The 17,102-nt window shown below is 67.4% G+C and carries 13 protein-coding genes; 1 reads left to right on the top strand and 12 read right to left on the bottom strand.

Annotated elements, in window-relative coordinates:
- Positions 1–9 precede the first annotated feature (9 nt).
- Complete coding sequence (locus tag GO591_RS02850) at positions 10–1,299, top strand: nicotinate phosphoribosyltransferase (protein WP_157155425.1); 1,290 nt, start codon at positions 10–12, stop codon at positions 1,297–1,299.
- Between the two features lie 17 nt (positions 1,300–1,316).
- On the opposite strand, the gene GO591_RS02845 is transcribed toward GO591_RS02850, so the two are convergent.
- The 12 genes from GO591_RS02845 to GO591_RS02790 form a co-directional block, all read right to left on the bottom strand.
- Positions 1,317–4,535, bottom strand: a complete 3,219-nt coding sequence (locus tag GO591_RS02845) for a lamin tail domain-containing metallophosphoesterase family protein (protein ID WP_157155424.1) — start codon at positions 4,533–4,535, stop codon at positions 1,317–1,319.
- 119 nt (positions 4,536–4,654) lie between these two features.
- On the bottom strand, positions 4,655–5,452 hold the full coding sequence (locus GO591_RS02840) for an alpha/beta fold hydrolase (protein WP_157155423.1): 798 nt from the start codon (positions 5,450–5,452) through the stop codon (positions 4,655–4,657).
- 356 nt (positions 5,453–5,808) lie between these two features.
- Positions 5,809–6,834, bottom strand: a complete 1,026-nt coding sequence (gene ilvC / locus GO591_RS02835) for a ketol-acid reductoisomerase (protein ID WP_157155422.1) — start codon at positions 6,832–6,834, stop codon at positions 5,809–5,811.
- Between the two features lie 44 nt (positions 6,835–6,878).
- Positions 6,879–7,385, bottom strand: coding sequence for an acetolactate synthase small subunit (gene ilvN, locus GO591_RS02830; protein WP_157155421.1), 507 nt, complete (start codon positions 7,383–7,385; stop codon positions 6,879–6,881).
- Positions 7,386–7,389: 4 nt separating this feature from the next.
- A complete protein-coding gene (locus tag GO591_RS02825; protein WP_157155420.1) occupies positions 7,390–9,183 on the bottom strand; it encodes an acetolactate synthase large subunit in 1,794 nt (597 codons plus the stop codon).
- Positions 9,184–9,227: 44 nt separating this feature from the next.
- Positions 9,228–10,925: a dihydroxy-acid dehydratase gene (ilvD, locus tag GO591_RS02820; RefSeq protein ID WP_157155419.1), complete on the bottom strand. Its 1,698-nt coding sequence runs from the start codon at positions 10,923–10,925 to the stop codon at positions 9,228–9,230.
- A 40-nt stretch (positions 10,926–10,965) separates the two neighbouring features.
- Positions 10,966–11,340 carry a monovalent cation/H(+) antiporter subunit G gene (gene mnhG, locus GO591_RS02815; protein ID WP_157155418.1) on the bottom strand — a complete coding sequence of 125 codons (375 nt, stop codon included), beginning with the start codon at positions 11,338–11,340 and terminating at the stop codon, positions 10,966–10,968.
- On the bottom strand, positions 11,327–11,620 hold the full coding sequence (locus GO591_RS02810; RefSeq protein ID WP_157155417.1) for an MrpF/PhaF family protein: 294 nt from the start codon (positions 11,618–11,620) through the stop codon (positions 11,327–11,329). Before GO591_RS02810 ends, mnhG begins: the two co-directional genes overlap by 14 nt.
- Entirely contained in the window at positions 11,617–12,174 is a 558-nt protein-coding gene (locus tag GO591_RS02805; RefSeq protein WP_157155416.1) for a Na+/H+ antiporter subunit E, read from the bottom strand. The genes GO591_RS02810 and GO591_RS02805 overlap by 4 nt, the downstream gene beginning before the upstream one ends.
- Entirely contained in the window at positions 12,171–13,730 is a 1,560-nt protein-coding gene (locus GO591_RS02800; RefSeq protein ID WP_157155415.1) for a Na+/H+ antiporter subunit D, read from the bottom strand. The genes GO591_RS02805 and GO591_RS02800 overlap by 4 nt, the downstream gene beginning before the upstream one ends.
- Complete coding sequence (locus GO591_RS02795; protein WP_157155414.1) at positions 13,727–14,200, bottom strand: Na(+)/H(+) antiporter subunit C; 474 nt, start codon at positions 14,198–14,200, stop codon at positions 13,727–13,729. The genes GO591_RS02800 and GO591_RS02795 overlap by 4 nt, the downstream gene beginning before the upstream one ends.
- Positions 14,197–17,073 (bottom strand): Na+/H+ antiporter subunit A, encoded by a 2,877-nt coding sequence (locus GO591_RS02790; protein WP_157155413.1) that lies wholly within the window; start codon positions 17,071–17,073, stop codon positions 14,197–14,199. The genes GO591_RS02795 and GO591_RS02790 overlap by 4 nt, the downstream gene beginning before the upstream one ends.
- Positions 17,074–17,102: the final 29 nt, after the last annotated feature.

Raw genomic sequence — 17,102 nt, 5'->3', positions numbered from 1 at the left:
GCTTTTCGCATGAGCACAGCCCTGCTGACCGACCGCTACGAGCTGACGATGGTGGAGGCAGCGATCGCGAGCGGCCGCTACAACCGCAGGAGCGTATTCGAGGTGTTCGGCCGGCGACTGCCCGGCGCCCGCCGCTACGGAGTGCTCGCCGGCACCGGACGGCTGCTCGATCTGATCGAACAGTTCCGGTTCACGGATGCCGAGCTCAGCTGGCTGCGCGCCAACGACGTGGTGAACACCGAGACGCTCGATTACCTCGAGTCGTACCGCTTCAGCGGCAGCATCCGCGGTTACCGCGAGGGTGAGGTGTACTTCCCGGGGTCGCCCGTGCTCGAGATCGAGGGCACCTTCGCCGAGGCGGTGCTGCTGGAGACCCTGGTGTTGAGCGTGCTCAACTACGACACTGCGGTGGCCACCGCCGCGTCGCGGATGGTTTCCGCGGCCGAGGGTCGACCGCTCGCCGAGATGGGCGCCCGCCGGGTTGGCCCGTACAGCGCCGTCGCCGCGGCCCGCGCGGCCTACATCGCAGGCTTCTCGGCAACCAGCAACCTGGAAGCCGGCCGGTCGTGGGGAGTGCCGACGATGGGCACCGCCGCGCACTCGTTCACCCTGCTGCACGACAGCGAGGAAGAGGCGTTCCGGGCCCAGGTCGCCGCGATGGGCGTCGGCACCACCCTGCTGGTCGACACCTATGACATCTCGAAGGCGATCGAGACCGCGGTCAGGGTCGCCGGCACCGAGCTGGGCGCGGTGCGCATCGACTCCGGCGACCTGCCGGTCGTCGTCCGCGATGTGCGCAAACAGCTCGACTCGCTCGGCGCGGTGAACACCAGGATCACGGTCACCAACGACCTCGACGAGCACACCATCGCCGCGCTGATCGGCTCGCCCGTCGATGCCTACGGTGTCGGCACACAGGTGGTCACCGGTTCCGGTGCGCCTGCGATGGGGATGGTCTACAAGCTGGTCGCCCACGTCGACGACGACGGTGCCTGGATCCCGGTCGCGAAGAAGTCGCTCGACAAGGTGTCGATCGCCGGCCGCAAGGATGCGGTGCGCACGCTGGAGGACGGCGTCGCGACCGAGGAGACCGTGTATGTGGAGGCCACTCCCCCGCAGGGCACCGGCCGGCTGCTGCAGGTCCCGCTGATCACCGATGGCGCCATCGAGGACCGGTACCGCGGCGTCAGCGGCACCGCCCTGGCCCGTGAGCACCGTGCGGCCGCGGTGGCCGAACTGCCGCAGGAGGCGTTCCGCCTCAGCCGCGGCGAGCCGGTGCTGGAGACGGTCTTCCGCTGAGCTGATATTCCCAGCGCTCAGCGCCCGTCCGCGATGACGGCTTCGTCTCCGCGCAACTCGAGCCCGATGGTCGACACGGCCTTCTCGTACTGCAGTTCCACCTGCACTACGAACTCATCGTCGACCGCGGTGTACCGGTGCTGCAGCCCCTCGGCGAGCACCCGCCACGGCCGGCCGTTGGACGGGGTGTTCGGATTTCCGTCATCCGGCACGAACTGCGTGTAGTCGTAGTCGTGGCTCGCCGTCTCGCCGAGCCGCTGCGAGAACGTGTTCACGGCAACTTCACCCGCGCCGAGGTCGACCTGCAGCAACCGTTGGAAGCCGGTGCCGCGATCCCCGGCGTGCGTGCGGAACTCCTGGTAGTCGGCGACCAGCTCGACCACGGTGTGCCCGTCGATGCCGCCGGCGTTCTCGGTGACGATCTGGCCGAGCCCGTGGAAGTGCCCGGAGAGCACCAGCACGACATTGCGGTTCGGGGCGATCACCCGGTCCCAGAGTTGGTCGCCGCGCGACAGCCACCGCGAACTGGTCGACCGGCCGGCCGCGGACGAGGCATCCTTAGGCGTGACGTGTTCATGCGTTGACACGATCACGTTGTGCTCCGGATGCGCGGCGACCACCTGCTGGGCCCAGGCCAACTCGCGCTCACCGTAGCCGTACGGCAGCGACAGCATCAGCATCCGGGCGCCGGATGCCTCGAAGGTGCTGAAGTTGGCACTGTTGTCGTCCGGGGCGATCGACTCGCCGTACGAGTCGGCCGTCTGATAGCGACCCGGGCCGAAGAACTCGTTGAACAAGCCGTTGTCGACACCCCGGATGTTGTCGTGGTTGCCCGGCAGCACGCTGTTCGGCACGCCGGCCTCATCGAGGGTCGCCTGGATCGCTGATGCCCGCTCGAACTCCCGGCGCGCGCGTGGTTCCGCCTGGTTCGGGTCGACCCAGTTCTGCACCAGGTCGCCGGTGTGGGTGACGAACTCGATCTTGCGCCGGTCGCGGTTCTCGAGGATCCAGCCGACCACGTCCTCGTACACCTCGGGGTAGGTCTCGGTGAGGTACTGGGTGTCCGTCACGTGCGAGACCGCGAAGTCATAGCTGTCCGGATGCTCGAACTGGCCGTCGCTGCCGCCTGCGAACGGCGAGCTCAACCGCGGCCCGTTCTGCACCAGCACGGTCACCGTTCCGCGGAGGATGTCGGATGCCTCGACCCTGCCCTCGAGGGTGACGGTGTCATTCGCGCCTGCCTTGCTCGAACGGCTGTCCAGCAACCGCCACTGGTCCGCGTGCCAGTCCCAGACCGAGAGTTGCGCCTCGCTGCGGCCGGGGACGCTGCCGGTCCAGGCCACCCGCGGGTGATCGCCGAGGCTTGCCGCATCCAGCACGAAGCGCTGATAGGGGAACCGGTATCCGTCGTCCTGCGCCGCGAGCGTCTCGACCGAAAGCGATCGCTCGCCGCTGCCCACCCGCTCGGTCAAACGTCCTTCGGATGCTCCGGCCCACGCGTCGATGATGCGGGCGGCATCCAGCCGGGCCGGGGCCGGCCCCGTCGTGCGGCTCACGGTTCGAGCGCGGGTGGGTGCCGCCGCGAGGGGTGCCGGCTCCGCCGCCGCCCTCGCGGCGAGCCGGGCGCCCGGCGTTGCACGCGCCACGGTGAAGTCGTCAGCGTCGTCGCCGGTGGCCGCGACCCGCTGGTAGCTCTCGCCGCCCAGCCGATCCGGCGCGAAGGTGCTCGCCGAGAGCCCGTTCGTGCAGGGGCTCGGCGGCTCGATCGGGGCGTCCATCTCGTTCTGCTGGAAAATACCGACCCGGTCGACCAGCCGTCCACGGGAGTCGGCGACCCACACTCCGCTGCCGAGGAAGTTCAGGGCAACCGGGTAGGTGGCATCCGCCTTCGCGGCGAGCGCCGTCCCTTCACGCGCCGCCGTGAACCGGTCGCCGGGCGCCAGCCGGGTGCCGGCGGAGATGACGACCTGCGGTTTCGCGGACCGGATGCCTGTGGCCTCACACCGGTAGATCTGCCAGCCGCCGAGGTGCACGGTGTGGTCGCTGACGTTATGCAGTTCGATGAAGTTCTGCTGGTCGCCCGGCAGGCTGGCAGGGTCTGTGGCGACCTCGCTGATCCGCACCGCACGGTCGGCGTCGGGCTGCTGCCGGAACAGCGCGGTGTCTTCGGTCGCGTTCACCGTGCCCGGTGTGCGCGCGGCGACGATGTACCCCTGCTCGGTTCGTTGGTAGGACTCGCCGGTTCCGAAATCGAGGATCGCGGGCAGCTTGTCGTGGCCGCTCTGGCAAGCACTGTCGCCGTAGGCGGAGACCGCGACCTCGTCCACAAGCGCGCCGGTGGCGTCATGCAGGGCGACCCCGAATCCGGCGTCGGCGAGGCTGGTCGGGTACCGCGCATCCGCCGCCCCATCGAAGTCGGGTCCGCCGGCGACGAACCGCTCCCCCGGCTGCAGCACCCCGCGCAATCGTGTCTGCAGGGTGTCGCTGCTCAGCCGGCCCTGTGTCGTGCAACGGTAGAGCTCCCAGCCGGCCAGGTCGACCGGCTCGTTGCCGGCGTTGACCAGCTCGACGAAATCGTCCGCCTTGCCGGCGGGACCGGCAGGGGTGACCTCGCTGATCAGCATCCCGCCGCGCGGCTCCGCGACCGGAGTGCCGGCGTTCTGAGCGCCCGGCGTGGCCTGCGCGGTGATGAAGTCGGCGGTCGGGTCTCCGGTTGCGCCGATCCGCTGCCAGCTTTCGGAGCGGGCGAAGGCCAATGTCGACGGCAGGTTCGCGCCGACCGTGCACTCGCTCCGGGTCGGCCACGGCTGGGTCGGGTAAACGCCGATCGAATCGACACGCTCACCCCTGCCGGATTCGACGAACAGTCCGAACCCGGTCTGGCCGAGCATGGGCGAGTGCCGAGCCTGCGGCTGGTCGATGTCGGCTCCGGCGAGGGCGACCGTGTACAGCTCGCCCGGGGCGAGCACCCCGCTGAGGCTGATCTCGGGGTGGCCGCTGTTCTTGCGCAGCCCTTCCTCGGTGCAGCGGTACACGTGCCAGCCGCGCAGGTCCACCGGCTCGGTTCCCCAGTTGCGCAGCTCGAAGAATCCGTCCTCTGAGTCGTTGGTGACCTCGTTGATCAGCACCGGGCCCGAGGGTGACGCCGCGGCCACACTCCCCTGCGCCGGGACAACGGTGAGGACGGATGCTGCAACCGCAGCACCCAGGACGAGTACGAGCGCGCGCCTGGCCACGCCGCCACCCTCGCCCTCCCCTGTGAACAAGCGCTATCCCGGCCGTGTCGTGTCGGTGAACATCACTGTGTGCTTGGGCGAAGCTCGTCGAGAAGCGTCCCGAGCCCACAACTCCGCGCTCACACGGTAACCCGGGCGCTGAGGAAGGCGTCGATTGCGGCGTTGACCGCGTCCGGGGCGTCCTGATTGGCGACGTGACCGGCACCTGGGATGACGATCTCATCGATCCCCTCGGCGGTAGCCCACTTCGGCATTGCCGTGGCGATGTTGCCCGTGCGATCCTGCTCCCCGCGGATCAGGCAGAGCGGAATGGGTGTCCGGTAGTCAGGGTCCGGCTCGAGCAGCCCCACCGTTGCCCGCCAAACCTCGACGAACTCCGCCTTGGTCAACTGCGCGAACGCGCGTCGCAGGTCGGCCCGCACGACCGCGGTCTGCGCCGATGCGTCGGCCATCATCCCCGGCAGCCTCTTCGCCGGGACCAGAGCCATGATCGTTGCGGCTGATTTCAGCAGCATCCGCTCGACACCGGACAGCGGCGCGGTGCTCCAGGTCGAGCCGATCACCACCAGCCCGCGGAACCGGTCGGGTTCGCGCCGCACGACGGCCTGACTGAGGTTGCCGCCTAGCGACTGGCCGACCAGGACCGGCCGGGCGAGTCCGACGTGCTCGATGAGCGCGAGCAGGTCGACGATCGCCTGCTCCGAGGTGAACGCCGCGCCCGCCGGCCGCGACATCCCGTGCCCGCGCATGTCCCAGGTGAGGACGCGGTACCCGCGGGCTGCGAAATGGTCGCGTTGGGCGTCGAACATGACGTGGTCGGCACCCGCTCCGTGCGAGAACACCACGGGCACGCCGTCACCACCCGTGTCGCTGTGCCGGATGACGCAGCCCTGCCGGGCGAACTCCGAATTCAGCATGGACGAAATCTAGCGAACATAGTGATGGATGTTCCACTATTGGGCCGCGACCCGCCCGAGTCCCGACATGCGACTGACTCGCCGAAAGTTGCCCATGCATCGAGCCAACATGGGCCACTTTTGGCGAGTCGGCCACGTGTCTCGTCCGACCATTCCCACCGACTCGCCAGAAAATGCCGATGCATCCGCGCTACATGGGCATTTTCTGGCGAGTCGGCGACGGAAAGCTCTCGTCAGGCGAGCGGAGCGAGCGCCGGAACACAGAAAGGGGCGCACCCGGATGAACCGGATGCGCCCCTTGAACTGATTTCGAGACGCGTCCCTCGCGGCGCTCCTCAATCAGCGGGTGGCGCGACCTAGCGGGCCGCGGTGCCCTCGGTGTAGTCGGAGTCGGTCTGCTTCCAGGCGAACAGGGCACGCAGCTCGCGGCCGGTTGCCTCGATCGGGTGCGCCTCGCCCTTGGCGCGCAGCTCCATGAACTCCTTGCCGCCGGCGTCCTGGTCCTCGATGAAGCGCTTCGCGAATGCGCCCGACTGGATGTCAGCGAGGACGGCCTTCATGTTCTCCTTGACGTGCGGGTCGATGACGCGCGGGCCGGAGACGTAGTCGCCGTACTCAGCGGTGTCGGAGACGCTCCAGCGCTGCTTCGCGATGCCGCCCTCCCACATCAGGTCGACGATCAGCTTGAGCTCGTGCAGCACCTCGAAGTAGGCGATCTGCGGCTGGTAGCCGGCCTCGGTGAGCACCTCGAAGCCGTACTGCACCAGCTGCGAGGTTCCACCGCAGAGCACAGCCTGCTCGCCGAACAGGTCGGTCTCGGTCTCTTCGGTGAAGGTGGTCTGGATGCCGCCGGCACGCAGTCCACCGATGGCCTTGGCGTACGACCAGGCCAGGTCCCAGGCGCCACCGGTGGCGTCGACCTCGACGGCAGCGATCACGGGAACACCACGGCCGGCCTCGTACTCGCGGCGCACGGTGTGGCCCGGGCCCTTCGGAGCAACCATGAACACGTCAACGCCCTCGGGCGGCGTGATGTAGCCGAAGCGGATGTTGAATCCGTGGGCGAACATGAGCGCCTTGCCGGCGGTCAGCTTCGGCTCGATGTCGGCCGCGTACAGGCCACGCTGGTGCTGGTCGGGGGCGAGGATGACGATGACGTCGGCCCACTCCGCAGCATCCGCGTTGTTCAGCACCTTGAAGCCGGCTTCCTCAGCCTTGGCCCGCGACTTGGAGCCGTCCTTGAGGCCGACGACGACCTCGACTCCGGAGTCGCGCAGGTTCATCGCGTGGGCGTGGCCCTGCGAGCCGTAGCCGATCACGGCCACCTTCTTGCCCTGGATGATCGACAGGTCGGCGTCCTTGTCGTAGAAGATGTCAGTCACTGTTGTGGTTCTCCTTGTATTGATGAAAATCGCGTTGGTGAAAATCAGTTCTTGAAGACTCGGTCGGTGATGCTCTTCGAGCCGCGACCGATGGCGAGCAAGCCGGACTGCGCCAGCTCACGGATGCCGTAGGGCTCGAGCACGCGCAGGAAGGCCTGCACCTTGCCGCTGTCGCCGGTCACCTCGATGACCAGCGCGTCGGTGGCTACGTCGACGACGCGGGCGCGGAACAACGTGACCGCCTCGAGCACCTGCGAGCGGGTCGAGTTGTCGACCTTGACCTTGACCAGCAGGTGCTCACGCTGCACCGACTGGGAAGGCTCGAGTTCGACGATCTTGATCACGTTGACCAGCTTGTTCAGCTGCTTGGTGACCTGTTCCAGCGGCAGTTCCTCGACGTCGACGACGACGGTGATCCGGGACAGGCCGTCCACCTCGGTGGTGCCCACCGCGAGCGACTCGATATTGAAACCGCGACGCGCGAACAAGCCGGCGACGCGGGTGAGCAGGCCAGGGCGGTTCTCGACCAGCAGGGAGAGGACGTGCGACATGGGTTTACTCCTCTTCCCACTCGGGCGCGTTGTCACGCGCGTACTGAACCGACGAGTTGCCGACGCCCTGCGGCACCATCGGCCACACCATGGCGTCGCGCGACACGACGAAGTCGATCACGACCGGACGGTCGTTGGTCTCAAGGGCGAGCTTGATCGCCGGGTCGACCTCTTCAGGCTTGGTCACCCGGATGCCGAGGGCACCGTAGGCGTCCGCCAGCTTCACGAAGTCCGGGACCATGCGCGTCTCGGCGCCGGTGTCCAGGTCGGTGAACGAGTGCCGGCCGTCGTAGAACAGGGTCTGCCACTGGCGGACCATGCCCAGCGACGAGTTGTTGATGACCGCAACCTTGATCGGGATGTTGTTGATCGTGCAGGTTGCCAGTTCCTGGTTGGTCATCTGGAAGCATCCGTCACCGTCGATCGCCCAGACCACCCGGTCAGGGTTGGCGACCTTGGCCCCCATCGCCGCCGGCACGCCGTAGCCCATGGTTCCGGCGCCGCCGGAGTTCAGCCAGGCGTTCGGACGCTCGTACTTGATGAACTGCGCCGCCCACATCTGGTGCTGGCCGACGCCGGCCGCGTACACCGCTTCCGGTCCGCTCAGGGCGCCGATCCGTTCGATGACCGCCTGCGGGGCAAGCAGTCCGTCGTCGGTCGGGGTGTAGCCGAGCGGGTACTGGGTGCGCAGCAGGTTCAGCCGGTTCCACCAGTCCTTGTAGTCCGGCTTCTCAGTCGCGGTGATCTGGGTGAACGCCGCCGTCAGGTCGATGATGACGTCCTTGGCGTCGCCGACGATCGGCACGTCCGCGGTGCGGATCTTCGAGATCTCGGCCGGGTCGATGTCGACGTGCACGATCTTCGCGTTCGGTGCGAACTCGCTGACCTTGCCGGTCACCCGGTCGTCGAACCGGGCTCCGAGCGAGATGATCAGGTCAGACTCCTGCAGGCCGAGCACCGCAGTCACCGCGCCGTGCATGCCGGGCATGCCCAGGTGCTGCTCGTGCGAGTCGGGGAAGGCGCCGCGAGCCATCAGGGTGGTCACCACGGGTGCGCCGGTGGTCTCGACCAGGGTGCGGAGTTCAGCGGATGCCTCGGCCCGGATCACTCCTCCGCCGACGTAGAACACCGGCTTCTTGGCCTCGAGCAGCAGCTGCGCGGCGGCCTGGATCTGCTTGCCGTGCGCCTTGGTCACCGGACGGTATCCCGGCAGGTCGATCTTCGGCGGCCAGATGAACGGGGCGCTGTTCTGCTGCGCGTCCTTGGTGACGTCGACGAGCACCGGGCCGGGGCGGCCTGTGGTCGCGATCTGGTACGCGGCGGCGAGGGTGGCGGGCACGTCCTCGGGCTTGGTGACCAGGAACGAGTGCTTGGTGATCGGCATCGTGATACCGACGATGTCGACCTCCTGGAACGCGTCCGTGCCCATCACGGTGGAGAACACCTGGCCGGTGATCACCAGCAGCGGCACCGAGTCCATGTGGGCGTCGGCGATCGCGGTGACCAGGTTGGTGGCGCCGGGGCCGGAGGTGGCGATCGCGACGCCAACCTTTCCGGTCGACGAGGCGTAGCCCTCGGCCGCGTGGCCGGCGCCCTGCTCGTGCCGGACGAGGATGTGCCGAATCGCGGTCGAGCTCATCAGCTCGTCGTAGAACGGCATGATGGCGCCGCCCGGCAGGCCGAAGACGTCCTTGACGCCGAGCAGTTCCAAAGATTTCAAGATGGCGCCGGATCCGGTGAGGATCTCCGGCGTCGTCTGGGGACGCGCCATAGGGACGGGCGCCTGATCCGCTGACATGGGAATAGCAGTCCTTTTGATGGGTGGTCTGGGAATGGGGCCGCCTACCCGGTGACCGCACCCTCCGCAGCGGAGCGTACGAGCTTCGAGTACTTGGCGAGAACACCACGGGTGTAACGCGGGGGAAGTGGAGCCCAGCCTTCTCGGCGAGCTTCCAGCTCTGCGGCGTCGACCAGTAGGTCAAGCGTGCGAGCTGCGATATCGACCCGTATCAGATCACCATCGCGCACGAAGGCGATTGGACCTGCGTCCACCGCTTCGGGAGCTATGTGGCCGATACACAGTCCGGTTGTGCCGCCTGAGAATCGACCGTCGGTCAAGAGTAATACATCTTTTCCGAGGCCAGCGCCCTTGATCGCGGCGGTGATCGCCAGCATCTCGCGCATTCCGGGGCCGCCCTTGGGGCCCTCGTAGCGGATCACGATCACGTCGCCCTTGTTGATGGTGCCCTCGGTGAGCGCGTCCATCGCGGCCCGCTCGCGCTCGAACACGCGCGCGGGTCCCTCGAACACCTCGGCGTCGAAGCCGGCGGTCTTGACGACCGCGCCCTCGGGAGCCATCGAGCCCTTGAGCACGGTTATGCCGCCGGTGGCGTGGATCGGGTTGTCCATGCTGCGCAGAACCTCGCCGTCGAGCGGGTCGGGGTTCAGCTCGGCCAGGTTCTCGGCCACCGTCTTGCCGGTCACGGTGAGCGCGTCACCGTGCAGCAGGCCGGCGTCGAGCAGCGCCTTCATGATCACGGGAACACCGCCGTGGCGGTCGACGTCATTCATGACGTACTTGCCGAACGGCTTCAGGTCGCCCAGGTGCGGAACCTTGTCGCCGATGCGGTTGAAGTCGTCGATGGTGAGCTCGACCTCGGCTTCGTGCGCGATCGCGAGCAGGTGCAGGATGACGTTGGTGGAGCCGCCGAAGGCCATCGCCACTGCGATGGCGTTCTCGAAGGCCTTCTTGGTCAGGATGTCGCGGGCGGTGATACCCAGGCGCAGCATGTTGACCACGGCCTCACCCGAGCGGTGCGCGAAGTAGTCGCGGCGACGGTCCGCGGCGGCCGGCGAGGCCGAGCCTGGCAGGCTCATGCCGAGCGCCTCGGCGACGCTCGCCATCGTGTTGGCGGTGTACATGCCACCGCAGGCGCCCTCGCCTGGTGCGATGGCGCATTCGATGCGCTTCAGGTCCTCGGGGCTCATGGTGCCTGCCTTGCAGGCTCCGACCGCCTCGAAGGAGTCGATGATGGTGACTTCCTTCTCGGTGCCGTCCGTCAGCTTCACCCAGCCCGGGGCGATCGACCCGGCGTAGAGGAACACCGAGGCCAGATCCAGCCGCGCCGCGGCCATGAGCATGCCGGGCAGCGACTTGTCGCAGCCGGCGAGCAGAACGGAGCCGTCCAGGCGCTCGGCCATCATCACGGTCTCGACCGAGTCGGCGATGACCTCACGGCTGACCAGAGAGAAGTGCATGCCCTCGTGGCCCATGCTGATGCCGTCGCTGACGGAGATGGTGCCGAACTGCAGCGGGTACCCGCCGCCGGAGTGCACGCCCTCCTTCGACGCCTGCGCGAGACGGTCGAGGGACAGGTTGCACGGGGTGATCTCGTTCCACGAGCTGGCGATGCCGATCTGCGGCTTGTCCCAGTCGGCATCCCCCATGCCTACCGCCCGGAGCATTCCTCGTGAGGTGGTGGCTTCGATGCCGTCCGTGACGACGCGGGAACGGGGCTTCAGGTCAGGCTGATCAGGCATGGTAAGAGTCTAGGACTCCTCTAGAGGTGGCTTTCGCCGTTCACCGGCCGCCTCGCTGCTCGTTGCGCGTGGCCCGGTCGACGGCACTCTCGAGGTCATCGGCGAGGATGTAGTTCCGGTCGAAGTTGCCGGTGCGGTACCCGGCCCGGCCCATCATGTGCGCCGAGATCGGCGCGGTGAAGATCTGGAAGACGAGCACGGGGGCCAGCGCCAGCACGGTCGACCAGTGCCGGTCGGCCAGGGCGATCGCGGCGATCACGAAGATCAGGCCCAGGATCTGCGGCTTGGTGGCCGCGTGCATCCGGCTGAGCGCGTCAGGGAAACGGAGCAAACCGATGCTGGCGGCCACCGACAGCAGTGCGCCGAGCAGCAGGCAGATGGCTGCGGCAAGGTCGATCCAGTCATCGAGATTCATGCGGTGCCTCACTCCCCTGCCGGTCCTGCTTGGAGACGTACCGGGCGACCGAGATCGAGCCGAAGACCGCGGTGGCCGCCAGCACGAGCATCAGCGGGATGGTGCGGGTGTGCCCGTTGTAAACCATTTCAGCGCCGATGATCAGGATGATCGTCGTCAGCAGGGTGTCCGAGGCGATCATTCGGTCGATGATCGACGGGCCGCGCACGATGCGGACCACGGCGAGGACCGCGGCCAGCGCGAAGACGAGCCCGATGATCAGGTAGAGGATGTCGCTCATCCGGCGGTCCTCCTCACGTCATCTTTCGAACCGAGGGCCCGCACCAGGGCCTTCTCGATCCGCAGCACTTGGCGGCGCATCGCCCGGTTGTCTTCCTCAGTGTCGGTGTCAAGCACGTGCAGGTAGAGGATCGACCGCGACCGGTCGGTGTCGACCACCAGGGAGCCGGGAATGATCGAGATGGTGATCGAGACGAGCGTCGTGATGAAGTCGGATCGGGTGCGCAACTGCACCGACAGAATCGACGACACCGGTTTCTTGCGCCAGTCGATGGCGAGCCAGGAGACCTGGAACGAGGCGATCGCGATCGAGTAAGCCAGCCGGCCGAGATACGCGGCGAACCAGAGCAGGTTGAACCGGCCGGAAAGCTGAACCGGCGGCAGGTAGAAGATCCGGGTGACGAGGAACGCGAACAGCGCGCCGAACAGCAGGTTCAGCACCGACAACTCGCCCCACAGCAGCATCCAGAGCAGCACCAGGGTGACCAGGAGCGGAAGCTCCTGCCACAGCCGCCAGCGGACTCCCCTAGTGGGCGTGGCCTGACGATCGGTCATCGGGCCTCCTCCGGAAGGACGGCCTCGATGTAGGCATCGGGACCGTTCAGGTTCTCTCCGGCGCGGGCGGCCAGCGCGTAGAGCGGACCGGCGAACACGGTGAGGGCGATGCTGACCGCGACCATACCCGCGGTCGCGACGGTCATCAGCCGCGGAATCGCTCGGGTGCGAGTGGTCACCAGGCCGTGCGGCGCCTCGGTGAGTTCCTTGAGCAGGCTGGAGTCGTAGTCCTTCACCTCCTCGGCAGAACGCCAGAACGCCATGTTCCACACCCGGATCAGGGCGTACAGCGTGAGCAGCGAGACCAGCGCGCCGGCGCCGATCAGCAGGTACGCCATCGGCGTGGCCGCCGCCGCACCGGCTTCGAACAGCCCGAGCTTTCCGATGAATCCGGAGAACGGTGGGATGCCGCCGAGGTTCAGGGCAGGGATGAAGAACAACACGCCGATCAACGGCGCCGAGCGCAGCAGCCCGCCGAGACGGTTGATCGACGTGCTGCCGCCACGTCGCTCGATCAGCCCTGCCGCGAGGAACAGGGTGGTCTGCACGACGATGTGGTGAACGATGTAGTAGATCGCGGCGGTGAGACCGGCGACCGTGCCGAGGCCAACACCGAAGATCATGTAGCCGATGTGGCTCACCAGGGTGAATGACAGCAGCCGTTTGATGTCGGCTTGCGCGACCGCGCCGAGGATGCCGATCAGCATGGTGAGGAAGGCAATCACCAGGAGCAGCGTGTTCAGTTCCGGCAGCGGGAACATGATCGTCTCGGTGCGGATGATCGCGTAGACGCCGACCTTCGTCAGTAACCCGGCGAACACCGCGGTGACCGGCGCGGGCGCGGTCGGGTAGGAATCCGGCAGCCAGAACGACAACGGGAAGACGGCCGCCTTGATGCCGAACGCGATCAGCAGCATGGCGTGCAGGATGATGCGCACATCCGCCGGGATCTCGTCCATCCGAACCGAGATCTGGGCGATGTTCACGGTGCCGATGGCGCCGTAGATCATCGCGATCGAGGCAAGGAACAGCACCGAGGAGACCAGGCTGACCACGATGTAGGTGGTACCGGCCCGGATGCGCGCCTCGGTTCCGCCCATCGTGATCAGCACGTAACTGGAGACCAGCAGGATCTCGAATCCGACGTAGAGGTTGAACAGGTCGCCGGCGATGAACGCGTTGAACACCCCGGTTGCCAGGATCAGATAGGTCGGGTTGTAGATCGTCACCGGCGTTTCATCATCGCCGTCGGCGAGTCCCTGGCCGACCGAGAACAGCAGCACCGCGAGCAGCACGATCGATGACACCACGAGCAGCAGTGCGGACAGGCGGTCCACCACCAGCGCGATCCCGAACGGTGCCTCCCAGCCGCCGACGACCATGGTGAGAGGGCCCTGCGCGTCAACCGTGATCAGCAGGGCGATGCTGATGCCCAACACGGTGGTGAGGGCGCCGATGGTGATCAGCTGCTGTACGCGTCGATGACGACCGACGATCAGCGCGGCGGCGGCGCCGAGCAGCGGCACCAGCACTACGAGGGGAACAAGCGCCGTCATCCGCGCACCTCCGAAGCGGAATCGGCTGCAGCAGCAGATGCCGCGGCAGCAGCTTCATCCTCGAACTCGGTGTCGCTGACCGTGCTCTCGTCGGGCTCTTCCTCCGCGGTAGTTTCGCGCGTGCCCACGGCAATGTCTTCGGCGTCATCCTGCACGACGTCCTCGCGCGCCATCCGCCAGGAGCGGTAGATGAGCGCCATCAGGAACGCGGACACTCCGAAGGTGATCACGATGGCAGTGAGGATGAGGGCCTGCGGCAGCGGGTCGGACATGTCCTCGGCTTCAACGCCGTCGGCGACGATCGGCGCGACGCCGAAGCCGCCCGACATGCTGAGGATGAGCAGGTTGGTGGCGTTACCGACCAGCAGGAAACCGAGCAGCACCCGGGTCATGCTGCGTTCCAGCATCAGGTAGGTTCCGCACGCGTACATCACCACCATGAGGGCGATCACCACGAGTGAGATGGTCATATGCTCGCCCCCTGCACTTCGTCTTCCTGCTGCCGGTCGACTTCGGCGCCCAGGCTGCGGAGCACGTCCAGGATGAGCCCGATGACGACGAGGTAGACGCCGATGTCGAACACCGTGGAGGTTACGAACTCCACGTGCCCGAACACTCCGAGGTCCCACTCGAAGAAGGTTGAGGTGAGCGCGTCGGCGCCGAAGAAGAGCGGCACCAGCGCGGTTCCGGCCGCGAGCACGAGTCCCGCGCCGAGCAGTTTTCCGGCGTCGAGCGGCGCTGCCGCTCCGAGCTCATAACGTCCGCCCGCGAGGTAGCGGGCCACCAGCGCGAGGCCGGCGACCAGGCCGCCAGAGAAGCCGCCGCCTGGCGCGTTATGGCCGGCGAACAGCAAGTACAGCGAGACGATCATGATCGGGTGGAACAGCAGCCGAACCACCACTTCCAGCAGGATCGAGCGGTTCTGCGGGGCGAGCCGGCGTCCAGCCAGCAGCCAGGGTGCGCGGTCGTAGGCGGTGTCGGCCGGATCCGCGACCCGCTTCAGCCGCTCCTTCACTTGCTCGCGGGCGTCCCGGCGAGAGACGCGCGGCAGGTTGTCGGTGCGGGTGCTCAGGAAGATGAGACTGGCAACCCCGGTGGCGGCGACAATGACGACCGACAGCTCACCCATGGTGTCCCAGCCGCGCAGGTCGACCAGCATCACGTTGACGACATTGCGCCCGTGACCGCCCTCGTATGCCAGTTGCGGCATCTGCAGCGAGATCGGATCGTGAGTGCGCACGCTCGACGCGACCAGCGCTATCACGCCCATCGTCACACCGACCGCGACGGCGATCACTGCGCGCAGACCGCGCCGCACCGACGCGTGACGTTCTCCGAGGCGGGCGGGCAAGCGGCGTAGCACGAGGACGAAAGCGACCAGGGTGACGGTCTCGACGAGGGCCTGGGTGAGCGCCAGGTCGGGTGCTCCCTGCAGGGCGAACAGCGCAGCCATCCCGTAGCCGGTGACGCCGACCAGGACGACAGCCTGGAAGCGCTTCTGCGCTCGGGTGGCGGCAAACGCGGCAATGATGCCGATGATGGCGACGCCGAGTTGCAGCGGGTGGTCCCACAACACGAACTCGTCTGGCCATGTTTGGTTGCGGCCCAGCGCGAAGCCCATCGAGACGACGAAGACGAGCAGGATCACGCCGAGGTAGAACGGCAGCGAACCGCGCTGGGTAAGCGCCGTGACTCGTGCCGCCGACCGGTCGATGCCGCGCATCATCAGCCAGTACGCCTCAGACGCGCTGAGCATGTCGGGCATGCGCGCCTGTGCGGCCTGCACTCGAGCGCGCGCCAGGAACAGCAGGATGCCGGACAGCAAAGTCACCGCCGAAATGGCGAGCGCCGGCTCCCACCCGTGCCAGAGCGCGAGGTGGTAATCGGAACCGTCGGATGGGAAGCTGTCGGCGTACCCGTCCAGCCAGCCGTCGACGGCGGTGGGGGCAAGCCCGAACCCGAGGCCGGCGAACGCGAGCACTGCCGGTGCGACCAGGAACGGCATGTTCCTCCGCGCGGCACGCACCGTGGGCACGTCCGGCTTGCGGGCGAAGGCGCCCCACAAGAACCGCAGGCTGTACGCGACGGTGAGGATCGACCCGGCAGCGACACCAATCAGGGCGAGCCAGGCAAGCGCGGAGCCTGCCGTCGCCTCGTCTAGGAGCGAGGTGAATACCGCCTCTTTCGCGACGAAGCCGATCAGCGGCGGGAGGCCGGCCATTGAGGCGAGCGCGAGGATGGCGATGGTCGCAAATGCGGGTGCATCGGCACCCAGCCCGGACAGTTTGCGGAGGTCGCGAGTACCGGCGCGGTGATCGATCACGCCGACGATCAGGAACAGCGCCGCCTTGAACAGCGCGTGTGCCAGCAGCAGCGTGAGCCCGGCGAGGGCAGTGTCCCTGACGCCGTAGCCGACGATCACGACGAGGAATCCGAGCTGGCTGACGGTGCCGTAGGCGAGCAGTAGTTTCAGGTCGAACTGGCGCAGCGCGCGGTATCCGCCGACCAGCATGGTGATCACACCCGTGCCGATCAGGATTTCCTGCCAGCCGGGCGTGCTGGCGAAACCGGGTGCCAGTCGCGCGATCAGGTAGATGCCCGCCTTGACCATGGCTGCGGCGTGCAGGTAGGCGCTCACCGGAGTGGGCGCGGCCATCGCCGACGGCAGCCAGAAGTGGAAAGGCACGATCGCCGACTTCGAGAGCGCGCCGACCAGGATCAGGATGATCGCGGTCGTGATCAGGGCACCCTCGGGGGCCTCGGCGATGATCTCGGACAGCAGGGTGGTGCCGGTTTCTACCGCAAGCAGCACCAGCCCGACCAGCATGGTGAGGCCGCCGAATGTGGTGACCAGCAGCGCCTTCAACGCTGCTCCACGGCTGGCGGTCTTGCCGGTGTAGTGCCCGATCAGCAGGTAGGAGAAGACGGTGGTCGCTTCCCAGAAGATGAAGAGCAGGTACACGTCGTCGGCGGTGACCAGGCCGTACATCGCGCCGGCGAAGGCGAGCAGCACGCCCGCGAAGCGGCCGAGCCCGTCTTCATCGTCATCGAAGTAGTGCACGCAGTAGATCAGCACGAGCGTGCCCACGCCCGACACGATCAGGGCCAGCAGCCAGCCGAGGGTGTCCATCCGGAAGGCCAGGCTGAGGCCGAGCTGCGGGATCCACTCGTAGGTTTCGGTGATGACCCCACCGGCGAGCACGGTCGGGCCCATCAGCACGGCGTGGACGAATGCCGCGAGCGGAATGAGCGCCGCGACGAAGAATACGCGAGTGCCCAGGAAACGGGTGATGGCTGGCAGTACAGCGGCTACGACGCCGAACAGCGCAAGGAGGATCAACATGCATCCTCCCGACCGTCGCCGCGGCGAAT

It is taken from the genome of Diaminobutyricimonas sp. LJ205 (assembly GCF_009755725.1).
Taxonomy (GTDB): domain Bacteria; phylum Actinomycetota; class Actinomycetes; order Actinomycetales; family Microbacteriaceae; genus Ruicaihuangia.
This window is presented reverse-complemented; position numbering and strand designations above follow the sequence as displayed.